Source organism: Pseudomonas sp. MN1F (assembly GCF_009391885.1).
GTDB lineage: Bacteria > Pseudomonadota > Gammaproteobacteria > Pseudomonadales > Pseudomonadaceae > Aquipseudomonas.
The window spans coordinates 80,178-97,307 of sequence record NZ_VZII01000013.1; the positions used below are offsets into that span (position 1 = coordinate 80,178).

General features: G+C 57.2%; 10 protein-coding genes and 1 pseudogene. 4 read left to right on the plus strand and 7 right to left on the minus strand.

Annotation, left to right across the window (positions count from 1 at the left end; translation table 11 throughout):
• Window positions 1-4 precede the first annotated feature (4 nt).
• Window positions 5-1,060, minus strand: a complete 1,056-nt coding sequence (locus F6X59_RS08900) for a hypothetical protein (protein ID WP_152955916.1) — start codon at window positions 1,058-1,060, stop codon at window positions 5-7.
• Window positions 1,061-1,261: 201 nt separating this feature from the next.
• On the opposite strand from F6X59_RS08900, the gene hsdR reads away from it, so the two are divergent.
• The 4 genes from hsdR to F6X59_RS08925 all read left to right on the plus strand — a co-directional run bounded on the left by hsdR (window position 1,262) and on the right by F6X59_RS08925 (window position 9,663).
• Window positions 1,262-4,735, plus strand: a complete 3,474-nt coding sequence (gene hsdR, locus F6X59_RS08905; protein WP_152955917.1) for a type I restriction-modification system endonuclease — start codon at window positions 1,262-1,264, stop codon at window positions 4,733-4,735.
• Window positions 4,736-5,014: 279 nt separating this feature from the next.
• Entirely contained in the window at window positions 5,015-6,556 is a 1,542-nt protein-coding gene (locus F6X59_RS08910) for an N-6 DNA methylase (protein ID WP_152955918.1), read from the plus strand.
• Complete coding sequence (locus F6X59_RS28620; RefSeq protein ID WP_256669160.1) at window positions 6,549-7,922, plus strand: restriction endonuclease subunit S; 1,374 nt, start codon at window positions 6,549-6,551, stop codon at window positions 7,920-7,922. Before F6X59_RS08910 ends, F6X59_RS28620 begins: the two co-directional genes overlap by 8 nt.
• 280 nt (window positions 7,923-8,202) lie before the next feature.
• On the plus strand, window positions 8,203-9,663 hold the full coding sequence (locus F6X59_RS08925) for a DUF726 domain-containing protein (RefSeq protein ID WP_372240338.1): 1,461 nt from the start codon (window positions 8,203-8,205) through the stop codon (window positions 9,661-9,663).
• A gap of 48 nt (window positions 9,664-9,711) precedes the next feature.
• Here the strand turns inward: F6X59_RS08925 and F6X59_RS08930 are convergent, their stop codons facing one another.
• From F6X59_RS08930 to F6X59_RS08950, 6 genes and pseudogenes are all read right to left on the minus strand, one after another.
• Window positions 9,712-11,457: a LeoA/HP0731 family dynamin-like GTPase gene (locus F6X59_RS08930; protein ID WP_152955919.1), complete on the minus strand. Its 1,746-nt coding sequence runs from the start codon at window positions 11,455-11,457 to the stop codon at window positions 9,712-9,714.
• A complete protein-coding gene (locus tag F6X59_RS08935) occupies window positions 11,444-13,075 on the minus strand; it encodes a dynamin family protein (protein ID WP_152955920.1) in 1,632 nt (543 codons plus the stop codon). Before F6X59_RS08935 ends, F6X59_RS08930 begins: the two co-directional genes overlap by 14 nt.
• Window positions 13,076-13,132: 57 nt before the next feature.
• Complete coding sequence (locus F6X59_RS08940; RefSeq protein WP_152955921.1) at window positions 13,133-14,008, minus strand: hypothetical protein; 876 nt, start codon at window positions 14,006-14,008, stop codon at window positions 13,133-13,135.
• A gap of 424 nt (window positions 14,009-14,432) precedes the next feature.
• Window positions 14,433-16,220 carry a DUF262 domain-containing protein gene (locus F6X59_RS08945; RefSeq protein WP_152955922.1) on the minus strand — a complete coding sequence of 596 codons (1,788 nt, stop codon included), beginning with the start codon at window positions 16,218-16,220 and terminating at the stop codon, window positions 14,433-14,435.
• A gap of 77 nt (window positions 16,221-16,297) precedes the next feature.
• Window positions 16,298-16,423, minus strand: coding sequence for a hypothetical protein (locus tag F6X59_RS28625; RefSeq protein ID WP_256669161.1), 126 nt, complete (start codon window positions 16,421-16,423; stop codon window positions 16,298-16,300).
• 143 nt (window positions 16,424-16,566) lie between these two features.
• Window positions 16,567-17,130 (minus strand): annotated as a pseudogene (locus F6X59_RS08950) (MFS transporter); the annotation flags it as partial.

Below are 17,130 nucleotides of genomic sequence, written 5' to 3' on the forward strand. Positions count from 1 at the left end.
CGCCTCAGTAACCTTCCATAAACAACGTCGCCTCGAGATGCCGCAACCTGTACTGCTCGGGGCCTACCTGATTCAAAGCAGCCAACATGGCCTGGCCTAGCGCATTGGCGTCGAGTTGGGCCGCCCAGCACGTATAGGCATTACGCCAGGCCGTACTGGTCGCCCGAGGGCGCGACCCGCCGCGACCAGCAACACGGCCCAGTGCAGGGTAGCGCTGGCGCAACAGCTCGATTTCAGAATCCGTTAGTGCCTGCTCGGCCAAGCCAAGCAATGCTGTAGCCACCCGCGAGTCATAGATGAGGAAATCATCGGGGTAGAACATTGCATACAGCTTGGTCCAGGCGCCATTCATCGCGGCCACCTGCTTGCGGCTACCAAGCTGGGCGAGGCGCAGGCTGTCGACCACCACCTGGGCATCTTCCGTGGGCAGGCGCACTCCGCCCCACTCACAGATTTCAGCGAACAGCTGAAGCACTGCGCCAGCATTGCTGTCCAGATCCGCAGCCAGCAAGCGCGCTCGCACAACGAAACCGTCGAGAACCTTTTCAGTGGCGCTGTAACCGGTTGCCGGGGATGGCCAGAAATAAGCGTCCAGGCGAGCCTTGAAACCAGTCACCGGTTGCACGGGGTAAAGCGTGCGGCGCTTGCGGTCGAAGATTTGGAAAGGTGTCTGAATCAGATGATTCACCAAGCGCGCTTCGATGCTTGGGGCGGCTTGCAGGCTCACCTGTGCGAGCATCGGCTCGGGTGCTTCGGCCTGCACGGCAGTTTCCTCCTGCTCATTCAGGCCCAATACCTCATAGAGCCCTTCGGCGATACGCTTGTACTGCGGCGCCTGGCCTGCCCTGACCCAATAGCCCGTGCCTTGAGCCGCGTTGGCCATCTGCGTGCGGATATGGCTCTTCTTGAAGAAGCCAAAGCCAATCCGATAACACTCAACGTCTCCCTCAGGTGTCTGACGGATGACTCGACGGTCCTCTCCCAAGAGGTCCGTGGCCCGCAGTTGACGAGGCAAAGCCCCCTGCTCCACTTCCAGAACGATCGACTCGTACAGCGTCATTGAGCTTTTCCTTGTATTTCGAATACGACTTCAAATAACCACCAGTGCCTGTATCGGCAGCATACATGCCCGCTGCAGTTTACGAATGCCTGCAGCATGGCCTTCTGCCATGGCCAAACCCTTCTTACCTTGGTTAAGCTACCGCCACTTACGCATCCTCAGATGTGCGAACAAAGTGGCCAAGCAACCGAAGGAACGACCATGGCAGCCAGCAGCAATTTCGCCTTTCTCCAGGAACATGATCCCGTGTTCCTTCAGCTTGCGCGTACGGCCGAGCAGGCATTCGCCAGTGATCCAAACACCACTTTGATCAAACTGCGCCAGCTCGGTGAAGCCTTTGCCCAGGACTTGGCCAGCCGTGCTGGTATCGAGTTCGATGCCCACACCACCCAGTCCGACCTGCTGTACAAACTCAGCCGCGAAATCCAGCTGGATCAGAACATTCGGAACCTGTTCCACACCTTGCGCGTGGAAGGGAACAAAGCCACTCACGAGTTTCGCACGCAGCACCGTGAGGCCATGGATGGGCTGAAGGTGGGGCGCGCTTTAGCCATCTGGTACCACCAGTCTTTTGGCAAGAACACCGCTACTTTCAAACCCGGGCCTTTCGTTACGCCTAGCGACCCAAGTACTTCGCTACGTGACCTGCAAAGCCAGATCGAACAGCTCAAGGCGCAGCTCAGCGAGTCCAGCCAGCAGTTGGAAAGCAACCAGCAACTCGCCACCCTGCTCAAGCGTGAAGCGGAGGAATACGCAGTCCTCGCCGAGCAGATGGATGCCGAGTCGCGGAACCACAAGCAGCTGGCAGCAGAACACGAAGCGGCTTTGACCCAGTTGCGCGCGGAACATGAGCAAAGCCTCAAGGCCCTGCAGCAGCAACTCGCCGCGCAGCCGCAGGCCAGCAAGGAAGTTGCCGAGAAAACCAGAAAGGCCAGCAACAAGTTCCAACTGTCGGAGGACCTTACCCGCATCCTCATCGACCAGCAGTTGAACGACGCCGGCTGGGAAGCGGACTCCCTGGAACTCACCTACAGCAAAGGTGCTCGCCCGGAGAAAGGCAAGAACAAAGCGATTGCCGAATGGCCCACCAGCAGCCCGAAAGCCTGCGCCGACTACGTACTGTTCGCCGGCTTGGTCCCCATCGCCATCGTCGAGGCAAAACGCCAAGGCATCGACGTAGCCGACCGGATCACCCAGGCCGAACGGTACGCCCGCGAATTCAGATTCTCTGCCGAACATGTGCAGCCCTGGCCGTTGGCTGGCCAACTCCAGCCTTGGAATGACGGCAGTAGCGGCCACTTCCAGCTGCCCTTTGCCTTTGCCTGCAATGGTCGCCCCTATATCAAGCAGCTTGCTGAACAGTCTGGCACCTGGTTCCGCGACTTGCGCAGCCCTGCCAATACCCGTCGGCCGCTGCAGGACTTCCACACGCCTGGTGACCTCCTCGATCTGCTTAAACGCAGCAAGGCTGACGCCGAGGAAAAGCTGGCAAAGGAAGGCTTCGGCTATCTGAAGTTGCGCGACTACCAAGAGAAAGCCATCAAGGCCGTGGAACAGGCGCTGGCAGGCAATCAACGCAATTGCTTGCTGGCGATGGCAACAGGCACGGGCAAGACCCGCACCATCATTGGCCTGATGTACCGCTTTCTCAAGGCCGAACGTTTCAAACGCATTCTGTTCCTGGTCGACCGCAGCGCCCTGGGTCAACAGGCCATTGATTCGTTCAACGACACCACGCTTGAGCAGAACCACACTCTGGCTCAGATCTACGACATCAAAGCGCTGGGCGACATGGCTGCCGAAGCAGAAACCCGTGTTCAAGTGGCCACAGTGCAAGCCATGGTCAGCCGAATTTTCCGCTCGGACAACCCGCCACCTGTAGGCGAGTTCGACTGCATCATCGTCGACGAGGCCCACCGGGGCTATACCCTCGACCAGGAGATGACCGAGGGCGAGCTGGTGGTGCGTGATGCCAGCCAATACCTCTCGCAGTACCGTCGCGTGCTGGATTACTTCGACGCCTGCCGTATCGGCCTAACAGCTACACCGGCGAAACAGACCAGCGAAATTTTCGGCAAGCCGGTATTCACCTACAGCTACCGGGAAGCAGTGGCCGATGACTGGCTGATCGACCACGAACCGCCGATCCGCTACGAAACCCAACTGACTCAGCGCGGCATCCACTATGAGAAGGGCGAGTCAGTCAGTGTCATCAACGCCCAGACCGGTGAAGTCGATACGACGGAACTGGAAGACGAGCTCAATTTCAATATCGAGTCGTTCAACCGTCGCGTCATCACAGCTGCCTTTGACAGGGTCATCTGCGATGAACTAGCCAAGGAACTGGACCCCTTCGGCGAAGAAAAGACCATGATCTTCTGCGTCAACCAGGCCCACGCAGAGCGCGTGAAAAATCTGCTGGATGATGCCTTCAAGGCCGCGTATGGGGAGCAGTACAACGAAGCGACCGTACGCATCATCACTGGTCAGAGCGACCGGGTCGAGCAACTGATTCGCTGCTACAAGAACGAACCGCACCCAAGTGTCGCCATCACCGTCGACCTGCTGACCACCGGCATCGACGTGCCGACCATCTGCAACCTGGTGTTCATGCGCCGTGTGCGCTCGCGCATCCTCTATGAGCAGATGAAAGGCCGGGCTACCCGTCGCTGTGACGAGATAGGCAAGACGGTTTTCCGCATCTATGACCCCGTCGACCTCTATGCCAGCCTGGAAGAGGTCGACACCATGAAGCCGTTGGTGAAAAACCCGAATATCTCCCTGGAGCAATTGGTGGGTGAGCTTACCGACGACGCCAGCCACGATGCCCCTGGCAGCCAGGAAGACAGCAGTCACGCCCATGACGTGCTCGATCAGTTGAACCAACGCGTCATGCGTATTCTGCGCAAGGCCGAGCATAAAGCCGAAAACAATCCAGCCATCAAGCAGAAGCTCGACGAGTTGCAGGATGCCTGGGGAGTCGAGCCAGGCAAACTGCACAGCCATTTGCATGAGCTTGGGCCGCAGCAGGCCGCCCACTTCGTTCGCCAACATGGCCAACTGCTCAACCAGCTGGCTGCAGTCAGCGCCCTGCTTGGAACTGACCGGTATCCGATCATCTCCGTTCACGAAGACGAGCTGGTTGTGCGTGAGCAGAACTATGGCAAGTATGATAAGCCGGCTGATTTTCTCGAAAGCTTTAACGAGTTCATCCACAAGCAGTTGAACCAGTCCGCAGCGCTAGGCGTAGTGGTCAGCCGCCCCAAAGACCTGACTCGCGAACATTTGCGCGAAGTGCGGTTGCTGCTTGATCAGAACGGTTTCAGCGAAGCCAGCTTGAAAAGCGCCTGGCGTAATCAGACCAACCAGGAAATCGCGGCGAGCATCCTCGGCTATATTCGCCAGGCTGCTATTGGCGAGGCACTGTTGCCGTTCGATCAACGCGTGGCAGAGGCCATGAAACGGATCTATGCCATGCAGGCCTGGACCCCAGTACAGCGCCGCTGGCTGGATCGACTTGCCAGGCAGTTGGTGCATGAGGTGGTGATCGATACGCAGCAAGTCAATGACGCTTTCCGGGTCGATGGCGGCATCAAAGGCCTGGACCGCAACCTTGGCGGTAAACTGGAACAGGTGCTGGAAGCGCTGAACGATAATTTGTGGACGGCGGCTTGAAGCTATCAGCAAGTCTCCATATCGCGCCCCGGTCGAGCGGAAATTCGTGTTATCCGCTCACTGGGCCGGTGCCCGAATCAGCTTGCAAAACAGATCTGCCGTGCATAACCTCCCCTGCAATACACCCGCCATGCCTAGGGTTGCTCCGGCAGCTACGCAGACATTGAGCGGGTTTTCTTTCCCCGGTGGCTTTTCAGCAAACCCGGTCTCGACATTCCTTTGCAATTCGCGCTGCTCAAACAACGCGGGCTCGCAGTCCTATCTTTCTTGAGAGTTACCATGACCAACTCCGACATCGTCCAGAAGCTCTGGAACCTGTGCGACGTACTGCGCGACGACGGGATCAACTACAGCGACTACGTTACCGAACTGGTACTGCTGCTGTTCATCAAGATGGAATACGAGCAGGTACAGAACAACGACGCCTTCAGCCACAAGCTGCCAGCGGGTGCACGCTGGCCAGACCTGGCTGGTAAATCCGGGCTCAATCTGCTCGACTACTACCGGCAGTTGTTGCTGGACCTAGGCAAGAACAGCGACCCACTGATTGCCGCCATCTATGCCGACGCCCAGACCCGGCTCAAGGAGCCGCGTCACCTGGAGCAATTGATCAAAAGCCTGGATGGCATCGACTGGTTCAGCGCCCGCGAAGATGGCCTCGGCGATCTCTATGAAGGCTTGCTGGAGAAGAACGCCAGCGAGACCAAGTCGGGTGCTGGCCAGTACTTCACACCGCGCCCGCTGATCGACAGCATCATTCGCTGTATCAAACCGCAGCCCGGTGAAACCATCCAGGATCCGGCCGCTGGCACCGCAGGCTTCTTGATTGCTGCTGACGCCTATATCAAAAGCCAGACCGACGACCACTACAACCTCGACGAAAAAGCCCGCAGCTTCCAGCGCAACCGCGCATTTGTCGGGGTGGAGCTGGTGCCCGGCACTCGCCGTCTGGCGTTGATGAACACCTTGCTGCACGGCATGGAAGGTGATGACGAAGGCGTTGTGCATCTGGGCAACGCGCTGGGTCAGACCGGGGCCAACCTGCCGAGAGTAGATGTCATTCTTTCCAACCCGCCATTCGGTACCGCCAAAGGCGGCGGCGGTCCCACCCGAGACGACCTTACCTACCGCACCAGCAACAAGCAGCTGGCGTTCCTCCAGCACATCTACCGTGGCCTCAAGCCCGGTGGCCGTGCCGCCGTGGTCTTGCCGGACAACGTGCTGTTCGAGGCTGGCGTTGGTACTGATGTGCGCCGCGACCTGATGAACAAATGCAACCTGCACACCATCCTGCGTCTGCCAACCGGCATCTTCTACGCCCAAGGTGTGAAGACAAACGTGCTCTTCTTCCAGAAAGGCAGTCAAGACAATCCGCGCCAGGACGAAGCTTGCACCCAGCGGGTTTGGATCTACGACCTGCGCAGTAATATGCCTAGCTTCGGTAAGCGTACCCCGTTTGGAGTACAGCACCTCGATACCTTTGAAAATGCCTATGGTATTGACCCTAATGGCAATAGTCGGCGAGCGGAAAACATCGAAGGCATCGGCGAACTGAGCCGTTTCCGCGTGTTTACCCGCGATCAGATTCACGAGCGCGGTGACTCGCTAGATATCAGCTGGCTGAAGAACGACAGCAGCGTCGATGCTGTCAACCTGCCTGCCCCTGAAGTACTGGCTGGCGAAGCAATGGCCGAATTGACCGAGGCGTTGCACGAACTGGAAGAGCTGATGAAGGCGCTGGGTGCGAGCGATGAAGTGGCGGCGCAGAAGCAGTTGATGGCGGAAGTAATGGGGTTGGAATTGGGGGCTAGTAATGAGTGAGTCGCCGGCTGGCTGGAACAGTTTTACTTTAAGAGATCTGGGTGGTTTGTCGGGAGGTAAAACACCTTCGAAAGCAAATGCCGAGTTCTGGTCGAACCGCGACGTTCCTTGGGTGTCGCCGAAGGATATGAAGAGAGATCTGCTAGAAGATGCCGAGGACCGGATTTCGCAGGTTGCCGTAGACGAAGCTGGGATGGTCCTTTATCCGGCTGGATCTGTGCTGATGGTGACACGCAGTAGCATCTTGCAGCACACCTTTCCTGTCGCTTTAGCTGCTACCGAGTTGACGGTCAATCAGGACATCAAAGTTCTCCGCCCAGTCGACGGCATAACTCCGAAATTCGCGTTCTATCTGTTAAAGGGTTTAGGGGGAAAAATTCTTTCAGCATGCGCCAAAGATGGCACGACTGTACAAAGCATCGATTCAGAAAAGCTAGAGTCATTTCCACTCCCAATACCATCGACAGCTGAACAAATTCGCATCGCCGCCAAGCTCGACGAGTTGCTGGCTCAGGTCGATACTCTGAAAGCCCGCATCGACGGAGTCCCCGCGTTGCTCAAACGCTTTCGCCAGTCCGTCCTCGCCGCCGCCGTTTCCGGACGGTTGACCGAGACGTGGCGGGAGCTGCAAACCCAAAAAACCAGCGGAGCAGAGATATCTCCGGCGGGGTGGGCAGAAACAGTATTTGGGGATATCTGCAGAGAAATCACCGTTGGTTACGTCGGGAAGATGGCCGATCAATACCAGGAAGAGGGCGTACCTTTTCTGCGTTCCCAGAATGTAAGGCCTATGAGATTTTCACAAGAGAACATTCTCTATATCTCGGAGGAGTTTCACTCATCAATCTTAAAGTCTCGGCTTGAGCCTGGCGATTTGGCAATCGTTCGCTCAGGCGCCCCTGGAGTTACGTGCGTGATCCCAGAGTCGCTGCCCGTAGCAAACTGCTCCGACCTTGTAATCGCCCGACCATCGGAAAAGCTCAATCCTTGGTTCGGCTGTATCTACATGAACTCTGAAGTGGCCCAGCGAAATGTTGCGGAAAATCAAGTGGGTGTTGCACAGCAGCACTTCAACGTTGGCTCGATGAAGAAGATGCCGATTAACCTGCCACCATTGGCTGAACAAATCGAAATTGTACACCGCGTTGAACAACTCTTCGCCTTCGCCGATCAACTGGAAGCCCGAGTCAAGGCTGCCCAAGTCCGCGTCGATCGCCTGACCCAGAGCATCCTCGCCAAGGCCTTCCGAGGCGAACTGGTGCCACAAGATCCGAACGACGAACCGGCCAGCCTACTACTGGAACGTATCAAGGCCCAGCGCACTGCAGCTCCAAAAGCCAAGCGCAGAAGTAAGGCTCTGCCGTAGAACCGACAACGTCTGGTGTCCAACGCAGTGCGATGGACAAGAAGTTCGGAGCCGCCTCCCAGAACGGAACAACGGCTTCGAACTAGGCATATGTCACCGAAGCTGCTCTGCCCCCTACTACCTCCGAGCACCACAACTGCTTACCGCGTACTTCTACAAACGCCGACTAGGTTTCTGCAAACAGCTCACTCAGATTCGAAAACCAGCAACCAGCCCTTGGTTTACAAGAAAAAGGCCAACTGCCATCATCCGGTTCCCGCCCAGCCTCGAACCTCCCGTCGTGAACCAAAAATTCAAGTTCCATACCCTCCCCCAGCGCTCCGGTGAAGTTGCCAACGTCTTCATTCACGGCTACTCCGCCGGCCACGACATGGAAGACCGTTGTGCGTTGCGCAAGTGCATTCCGTCCTCCCTGCACAACTGCATCAATATCTTCGCCTTCTGGCCGTCAGGGCATTGGAGCCAGTTCGACAACATGTCCAGCGGTGGCGTGTCAGCGATTACCCGGCTCAATGTGCTCGCCGGCGCCGCCGCCGCAGTGGCTGATCGGGCGATTCACTTCAACACCAGCCGCAACCGTGCCACGGAAATGGGCAAGACCTTGCTCCAACAACTGGAGCGCTATCTTTTCCAGCACCACCCCTATATATCGCGGGTAAATCTGGTCGGCCATTCGCTGGGCGGTCGGGTGGTAGTAAGTGCCCTGCTCGACTGGATGAAAAAACCCTCCGACGGCAAGCTGGAGATTGGCGACGTGTTGTTGATGGCGGCCGCCACCGAACTGTCAGGGGCGGATGCGCTCGCCATCGGCAAGCGCCTCAAAGGCAAGCTCTACAACGCCCGCTCCAGCGATGACAACATATTGCTGTTCAATCTGGGGGAAAGCAGTGCGGGTCGGCATGAAGTCGAAAACTGCGTGGATGTACCAATGTCTGGCTTCGGCCATACCGACTATTGGCCGCAACTGGAACAGGTATTGCGAAAATCAGGCTTCCATGGCTACCAAGGCGGGATACCCGCGTTGAACCAGCCTCTGCCAACGGTCAAGACCCCCGACCCTGTCTTCGCCGATCACCTGCTCTACGACCTGCTCGAACTGACCAGTGGCAGGATCCGTGACCAGGTCGTCAAGCACGTGCGCAGCAGCAGCTGGGCGAGCCTTGAAATCGAGAACTCGGTGTACCTGCTGACCAAGGAGTTCCAACTGCTGGGCGGTCACTGCCTGGTCAACCTGGCACGTGGACGTGGTCTGAAGTACGTGCAGATCCTGCTGATGCTGGCTGAGCATTACGATCTGGTAAGTGAGCTGCACGACTGTGCACAGGTGATTGAAATGGAGGCGCTGCTCATCAGCAAGTGCTTCCGGTCTTCATTCGGCGAGGGTCATGTGCTCGGGGCAAGAACGGACATCGTGGCGCAGATGGATGCCATGACCGAGAAAGGTTATTTCGAGCAGGTCGATGCGTTGGCGACAAGCCTTACCATGACCTCGTACTTTTCGACGTCTGAAGCGCCTAAACCCGATTACCGCACTACTGCCCCTGCAAGAGCCAGCAAAGAATTGACGCTGATTTCCGCATCGGCACTCTCGACGTTCGCTGAACTGATTCCGACCCAGCGCATCAAGGCTGCTGTAACCAATTTGAAGAGCGCGGTAAAACCGGGTTACTCGGCGTTGATTCCGGCTGTTGCGATTCTCTTCTACGCCCGCTTCAAGCTCGATAACGAAGGGTTGCTCTGACGCCTTGAAAAAACCTGGCCAGCCCTGTGGCTGACCAGGTCTGGCGGATCAGACCACTCGATACTCGCCTTCGATCACAGACTGCGAGCCGAACGCCTGGCTCAAGTGTGTCTCAAGCTCTGCCAATTGTGCCTGGCGCTTGCTCAGGGTCTCGAGACTGGCTTGCTGCTCGGCCAGGATTTTCTCGAACGCAATGATCTGCGGGGCAAAGACTTCAATGACTTTGTCATGATCCTGAAGCAACTTCCTCGGCTCTTCGAAATGGGCTTTGACCATTTCGGCCAGATCATCCTGCAACTGCTTCAGCTCGGTTTCGGCCCGCTGTTGCTGGACTACGCTGATGACATCGGTCAGCACCTGGATACCTGCACCGATCGGCCCGGCCCAGCGGCCGATGTTAGTGGCCAGTTTGGTCGCCTCCCAGGGCTTGAATTTGTAGACATAACCGGTGAGGTTTTTCAGGGTTTCACGAGCCAGGAACACACCGCTCTTGATGCTTTCGACCGGGATCTTCGACACCGCGGTCAGTGCGCGGCTCGATGCAGTCAGCGCCGAAGCGGTGATGCTGTCGGCGAAATTCGAAGAGCTGTCCAGCTGATGCTCGATCTTCGCGCTGATGCCGCTCATGATGCTTGAAGATTGGTTGAATGCTGTGCGGAACAAGTGATCGATGCGAAAACGCAGTTTTTCGCCGATGTCATCCTTGGAGAAGCCGATTTCCGTCTCGAGGAAAGCGCGCACCTGATCACGGGGCAACGTGCGAATGCTGTTCAGCAGATCGGCTTCGAGGTTGTTCAGCTCCTTGTAGAGGTTGTCCACAGTGGCCAAAACACTCCTCTTCCCCTCGTCGATGTCCTCCTGAATGCGTTTCGAGTCCTGACGCTGGTTATTGGCCAGCAGCTCGAACTTGATCAACTCATCCTTCGCTGAGGTAATTTTTTTACCCAGCACATCGCGCACGACATCGATGCCGGTCTTTCTGATCAGGGTTTCACGGCCGCTGCCGTCAAGCACCTGCTGAGTGACCTGTTTCAGTTCGCTGATCCGCGAACGTTGGTCATACAGGTCCTTTTGCGCAAGCCAGAACTCCAGGCCACGGCTGTTCGGATTGGAGGCAACACATACCACGTTGATCGCTTCACGCTCGGCAGCCGTGAGATCTACAAAACGCTGCAGTTTATCCAGCAGGTTGTTCTTCTTGATGGTGCTCTGCTGCTCGAACTCTTCGGAATCGCGCAGGTCGGCCACTTCGTCCATCTTGTTGATGACGAAGATGGTGGAGCTCAGTTTGTTCAGATCGCGCAGCACCCAGCGCACGATGTCCTGGTGGCTTTCCTTGAGCGGGTTGGTGGCGTCGACCACATAGAAGATCAGGTGTGCTTCGGAAATGTAGTTCTTGGTGATATCACCGTACTGCACCAGTGCGCCGCTCTCTTCAGCCTTTTCCTTGTCACCGAACAAGCCAGGGGTATCGACGATTTCGCAACGGTCCTGAAGGTTATCCGGGCGGTAAATCGCCAGCGCGTCCGAGGACTCGTTGGTGTCGATTTTCATGTCTTTCATGACCTGGCCCAGCCAGCCGGCCACTACGCTGGTTTTGCCGTCGGAGAAAGCGCCCAGCAGGGCGATGCGCAGCGCATCCGACTGTACATCGCCAATGGCTTTCCTGATCTTGTCGATGTCTTGGGAAACATCCAGCCCCAGTTCTTCAAGCGCACCCACCAGTTTCTGGAGGTTGTCGAGCGACTTGATGACCTCGGTCTTACTGGCATTGAACTGCTTAAATTGTTCCATGGGGTTTGGCTTCCACTTGGTTTTTCAGTGTCTGGATAGAGGCAATCTTTTTGTCGAACAAGGTTGTGATATCGGCCATTTTCCGCTGCTCGTCTCCCAACTGGGCGAGGGTGGTTTTCTCAAGCTGGTCCTTGATGTTCTTCACCATGGTTTGAGTATCTTGATCAAACGTTTCCTTGCTGGCTGTGTGCTGTTTCTTGATCGCATCGCTGACTTTGCCTTGAGCTTCAAGGATCTTCTTGTTGCGCCCGCCAAAGACGTAGCTCAGACCAGCGGCCAAGAGGCCGACAACACCGCCAATGACTGCGCCGACAATGTTGCCCACGCCCGGTATGATCGAGCCGAGCACAAAGCCGCTCGATGCATATCCACCGATGCTCAGCAGCAACCCGCCGACGTCTGAAAAATTGAAGCTGATGGCATCCATCGCGCTGGAAAGCGACAACGAATTACTGGCTGCCTGACTCAAGCGTTGCTGGAAATTCACGCGCGCTGCGTTTTCCTGCAAGCGTTTGAGCGCACGTTCTATCGCTTGCGAAATGCCCTCGACCAATGCTTCCTGAGCCGTTTCAAGCTCTTGCGCGAGCTTCTCTTGCCCCTCTTCGACGAGTTGGTTGATCGCTCGCTCTACATCGTCCTTGTCACTGAAATGCGCTTGCACAGCATCGCGCGCTGCCGAATTCAACTCAGTGAAAAATCTATTCAGCGCGTTGCTGCGCTTGCTGCTGAAACTGCTCTTCAGGTCCTCGAAGCTCTTGCGAATGACCCTCTGGCAATCCTCGATCTCCGCGCCCATCTTGTCGGAGAACTCTTGATGCTCGTCTCGCTGCTTCTGCAAATCGTTCACGGTGTCCCGCAGCAAACGCACCACTTTGCGCTTGTTGCTTTCAACAATGTCGACTTCAAAGTTGGCGCAGCCATCGCCAATGACCTTGTGCAACTGATCCAGCTGGCTGAAGTTGCGCATTGCCTGCTGGCTGACGAAATCCTGCTTGTAGGCACGTTGCGATTTGATCAGATCGGTACGGCTCGGATGAATACTGCTCAGGCCACGCTCGTCGAACGCCACCCCTGTAAAACCGAGCAAGCCTTGCAGGCTTTGGCAACCGCTGACCAGTTCGGCACCGAGAATGCCTTCAAGCACTTCGCGTGTTTGCTCGCGGGTCTCGACGGCATCTTTATGGGTACGCTCCAGCGCTTCACGGTCGTGGTCGAACTCGTAGGAGTCAGCTTTGCCGCGCAGGTTGCAGATCGCGTAAACCTTGGCATCACGGTTGAGGTAATGCTTGATCTTCTCGGCGGTCTTGCTCTCGGGTTTCTTGTTAGTGCCGTTCACATAGAACACCAGATGGGCCTTGGCGATGGCAGCTTGAACCATCGCTTCATACTTCGACTCGTTACCCTCGATGCCCGGCACGTCGATCAGTTGAAAGCCCTTGCCCTGGTGGCTGAACTGATAGATGACGTTGTCCTGGGTGAAGTCTGCCTGGCCGGTGCCGACGATTTCGCCATCGACCTGGCCGGCACTGCGCTGCAGGCGTTCGAGTTGTTGCTGTTGTTTCAGCAGGGTTGGCAGCCTGTCACTGACCAACTCGCTCAAGGAATGTTGTTCGCGCATGAGTGGTGTCCGGATTCTACGGTAGGAAGAAAACTACAGAGCCATCGATGCCCGGGCTCACAGCAACTGCGCGTAGCCCACGGCGCCAGCGATGACACCAATCACCACACCCCCTACCAATCCAATCACTAGTTTCAGTTTTGCCTGCTGCTCCAGCGAAATGCGGGCCGCTTCGCTCTGGCGCAGGCATTCGCTCAATTGAGTTTGAGCGGTCTGCAACTGAGCCCCTTGCTCCGTAAGTTGCTGCTGGCTTCGCTGGAAGTCACTGCGCACACCCTGCAGCTGCAGGCCAACCTGCTGCAGTTCGCCCTGGCTCTGGGCCAGCGCTCTCTGGCTATCCGCCAGCCGCGTTTCAGTGCCCTGCAGCGTCTGTCGGGTACTGTCCAGATCGTTTGTCGCAACGCTCAGGCGCTCTTTGCAGTAAGCGTAATCCTGCTGGGTGTGTTCAAGCTGCTGACGCGTGCTTTGCAGATCACGCTGGGTCTGGTTCACCAGCGCGCCGATGTCGTCGCCCAGCGTGGCAATGTCTTCACAGAAGTTGACATAGCGGGTGCTGAGTTCTTCGATAAGCTCGTCGCTTTTGCTTGAGAAGACCGCCTGGATATCGCTGGCGGTCGCCTGATTACGCGCAATCAAGGCTTGGCGTTTCTTTTCTTCGAAAAGGATGCGCAGGCTCTCGATGATGGTGCTCTTGCCAGCGTTGGTTTCACCGAAAAAGGCAATGGTGAAGTTGTCCCATTCGGCGTGTTTCTCAAGGTAGGTAATTTCGCCGTCAAAACGCGACTTCATTTCACCGAGTTTTTCCTTGACGCTTGCGAGGTGGGCATTCCCTTTGTCATTGCTGACATCCAGCCTGGAGACATCGTCCAGAGCAGTGGCAATGTCGCTCGCTACCCGAGCGTAAAGCTTGGAGAAATCTTGAGCCTTACTCATATCGTTCCCTAATCGTCCTCGGCCGGATCCAATTCGCCCGGAAAGTTGCATTTTGCCACTACGACTGTCAAGTTCACTTCGGTCGCATCGACACCCACCATCTGGCGAGTATTTGCTGTATCGGCCCGCTCAACACTTTTCTGCAGACAGCACCGCCACAACGTGGGCAGCGTTCGTACCACTGCCCCGGTAACAAGGCATCGCTGGCGGGCGCAACCGTCTTGCTCCAGCTACATTTTGAACACTCAAACCTATAGGGCATTGGACGAATTGGCATGGTCCTTCCCCCTCCATAATTCAGCTGCCATAAATCCCAGAGCAGGCAAGTGATCCATTGAGCAGCCAGGCCGCCGCCCGTCCCTGGGCCAAAATGGCCAGGGCCGAAAGTCGGAGCGGCGGTTCGTGCTCGTCAGTCGTAAGCGGTTTACACCTCGGCCAAGTCAGCCGGCGCCAGCGGCCAACGCTTCACCGCGAAACTGGCCAGCGCCTGGCTCCGCTCCACTACGGCGTTCTTCGAGTATGCGGGGCTAACGTTGGCGCCACCGGCGGCCAATGCCTTGATCAAATTGAACTGCGAACTCCTGTAGAGCTTGGGTTCGCTCATCTTCTTTTCCGCAGAGCAATTGCTGCACGCACTGTTGATCCGCTTCTCCAACGGTGCCAGGTTCCCGATCAGGTGGAGATGCTCGTAGTACGACTCCGTACTGTGGAAGCCATACATACGCACACCGAACGTGGTTTCCTGAGGCAGGATATGTTCGATCGTCAGCCCCTCGGTATTGATCTGGACCAGGTCGGCGATATCCAGATCAGGCAGGCCCACCGCACGCCTCGCCGCACCTTCGGCCTCAAGAAGAATGCGCGGCAGGCCCGGGTTTCGGAACATGTCGTCATTGGCCAACTTGGCCTCAAAACGGGCACTGGGCATGAACCGCTGGCAGAAGCTCACGAGGCGACCGGCAATCTGCTGAGGGCTCAACCCAGCGAACTCGCGCATCAACGCAGCCATGTCCGCCTGCGGGTTGGTGCCCTGTAACTTGAACACACGCAAGTCCGCCAGTTCGACCAGTTGCAGCAAGGTGTAATCCAGATGCTCCGGCACGCGAACATCAAGCATCTGGTCATTGTGCAAGCGGACCAATAGCGGGTAGAGGGTCGCGGCCAGGTCCTGCACCACCAGCAGCAAGTACAGTTCACGATTGCTGCGGGTAGCTTCAGCCAGGGCCAGCAGGCCTTTGAAGAACCGTTCCAGGTCGCATACGTAATCTTCGATGAAAGCCGCCAGGCGCTCAGGGTCGTTGCGCATGCCTTTGAGCGCAGGCTTGAGGAACGACTCCAGAACCGTCTCCGAAGTCGCACCATGATCCGCACCCGCTTGCACGTCATGCTTCTCGCCATCAAAGGCGAAATAGTGATAACGCAGCACATCGTCTTCACGGAAAGGGTCGCGATTTATCACGCGAATCTGGTAACCCGTCTCTCCTGCCAGCTTCTTCAAGCGGCTGAAGCAGCGGAACGCCTCGCCAAAACGATCGGAGACCAGGGCATCCAACTGGCCATCCAGGAAACGGTTGGAGTAATAGATCAACAAGCTCTTGGCGATGTCCATCTTGGCCAGCGGCACGCCACGGTCATTCACCGACTGGAACATGCGGATGGCCTTGCCTTCGTTGACCTCGGTGAAATCCAGCACCTCGAGGCGGCTGATCGCCAGCAGCCAGTTCTTGATGGCCTCTTGCCCGTCACGGGTCTTGATAGTAGCCACCCGCTGACGAACCCATTGATGGGCTGCCAGCAGACGCTGCTGCCCATCGGACTCCGGTTGTGGATGCTGATCGTTGAGCAGCGCGGAGAAGAACGCTTGGTTGACGCCGAGTACCGTGAATTTCAGGCCGTGCACCGGGTGTTTGATGTAGGTGCCCCGGTAATGCTCCTTGATCGCCGGTTCCTCCACCGCATCGACCAGCGCTTCGATCAGCAGAGTCAGCGTCGTCAGGCGCTGCTGGCCATCTACAACCTTGACCGGTGCCGTCTTGCCCGTCTGAGAGAGGATGAAAGTACCCAGGTAATGGCCTCCATCCAGTTCCATGGCCTCTTCGATATCCTCGAACAGGTCATCGATGTTGCTGGTCGTCCAGGCGTAGTCGCGCTGGTAGGCGGGAATTTCCAGGGTCTTCCCGGTGAAGAACTGCTCGATGGTTTGTGTAGCCAAGATCCGTTTCCTTGTGTGATCGGCGGGCGCTAAGCCGCTCCCAGCCTATCCGGGAAGATAGCTTTTTGCCATGACTGTCACACTGATCCGGCTGCCGCCTCTCGAGCCTCCTTTTCACGCTTCATTTCGCTGTACTCGCGGTACAGCTCGTAACCCTTGGTAGCGATCACGATAAAACCGACAACGGCAAAAATGTTCTTCATGGCAGGCCACTCCTGATTGATCGACTGTCTGCCAATACCCTAAGCAAAAGGCCACCAGCCTGTCCAAGCTGTGCATTCTCACAGGTAAACAAACACAGCGGATTCCGGATCATCAGGCATACCACAAGCCTCGACACGCCCTATTACCCCCTACCACGTGTAAAGTTTTCAGCCACTGTGTTTCGCGTAACGCCGCTCTGCTGTTGCAGAAACGGGCGACTCAGCAATACGCCGACCACCACCGCCAGCACCAACGCGCTCACACCGGCAACCTGCAACAACGCCTCGAACCCACCCATGAACGCCTCCCGCGCCAGCGGTGCCGCCGCTTCGCGCAGGCCCGGTGGCAGCAATGCCAAAGCGGCCTGCAAATCACCCGCAGCAACCCGCGTAGCCATCTCCCCCACCCTGCCCATCTGCTCCGGCGCCAACCCCGCCATGGCCTCTCGCAGCAACTGCCCACTACGTGCAGCCAACACGCCCCCAAGCCCCCCAATCGCCAACACAATCGCCCCAAACCGCGTAGTCGTACTCAACCCCGAAGCCATCCCCGTCCGCTCCCGCGGCACACACGCCATGATGTTCTTCTGCGTATCCCCATTAAGCAGCCCAGCCCCCGCCCCCAACACCAGGCTCGCCAAGGCAAACGCCACATACCCCCCAACCCCGACTGCCCAGGCACACAGCAAATTCCCCACCCCCACCAA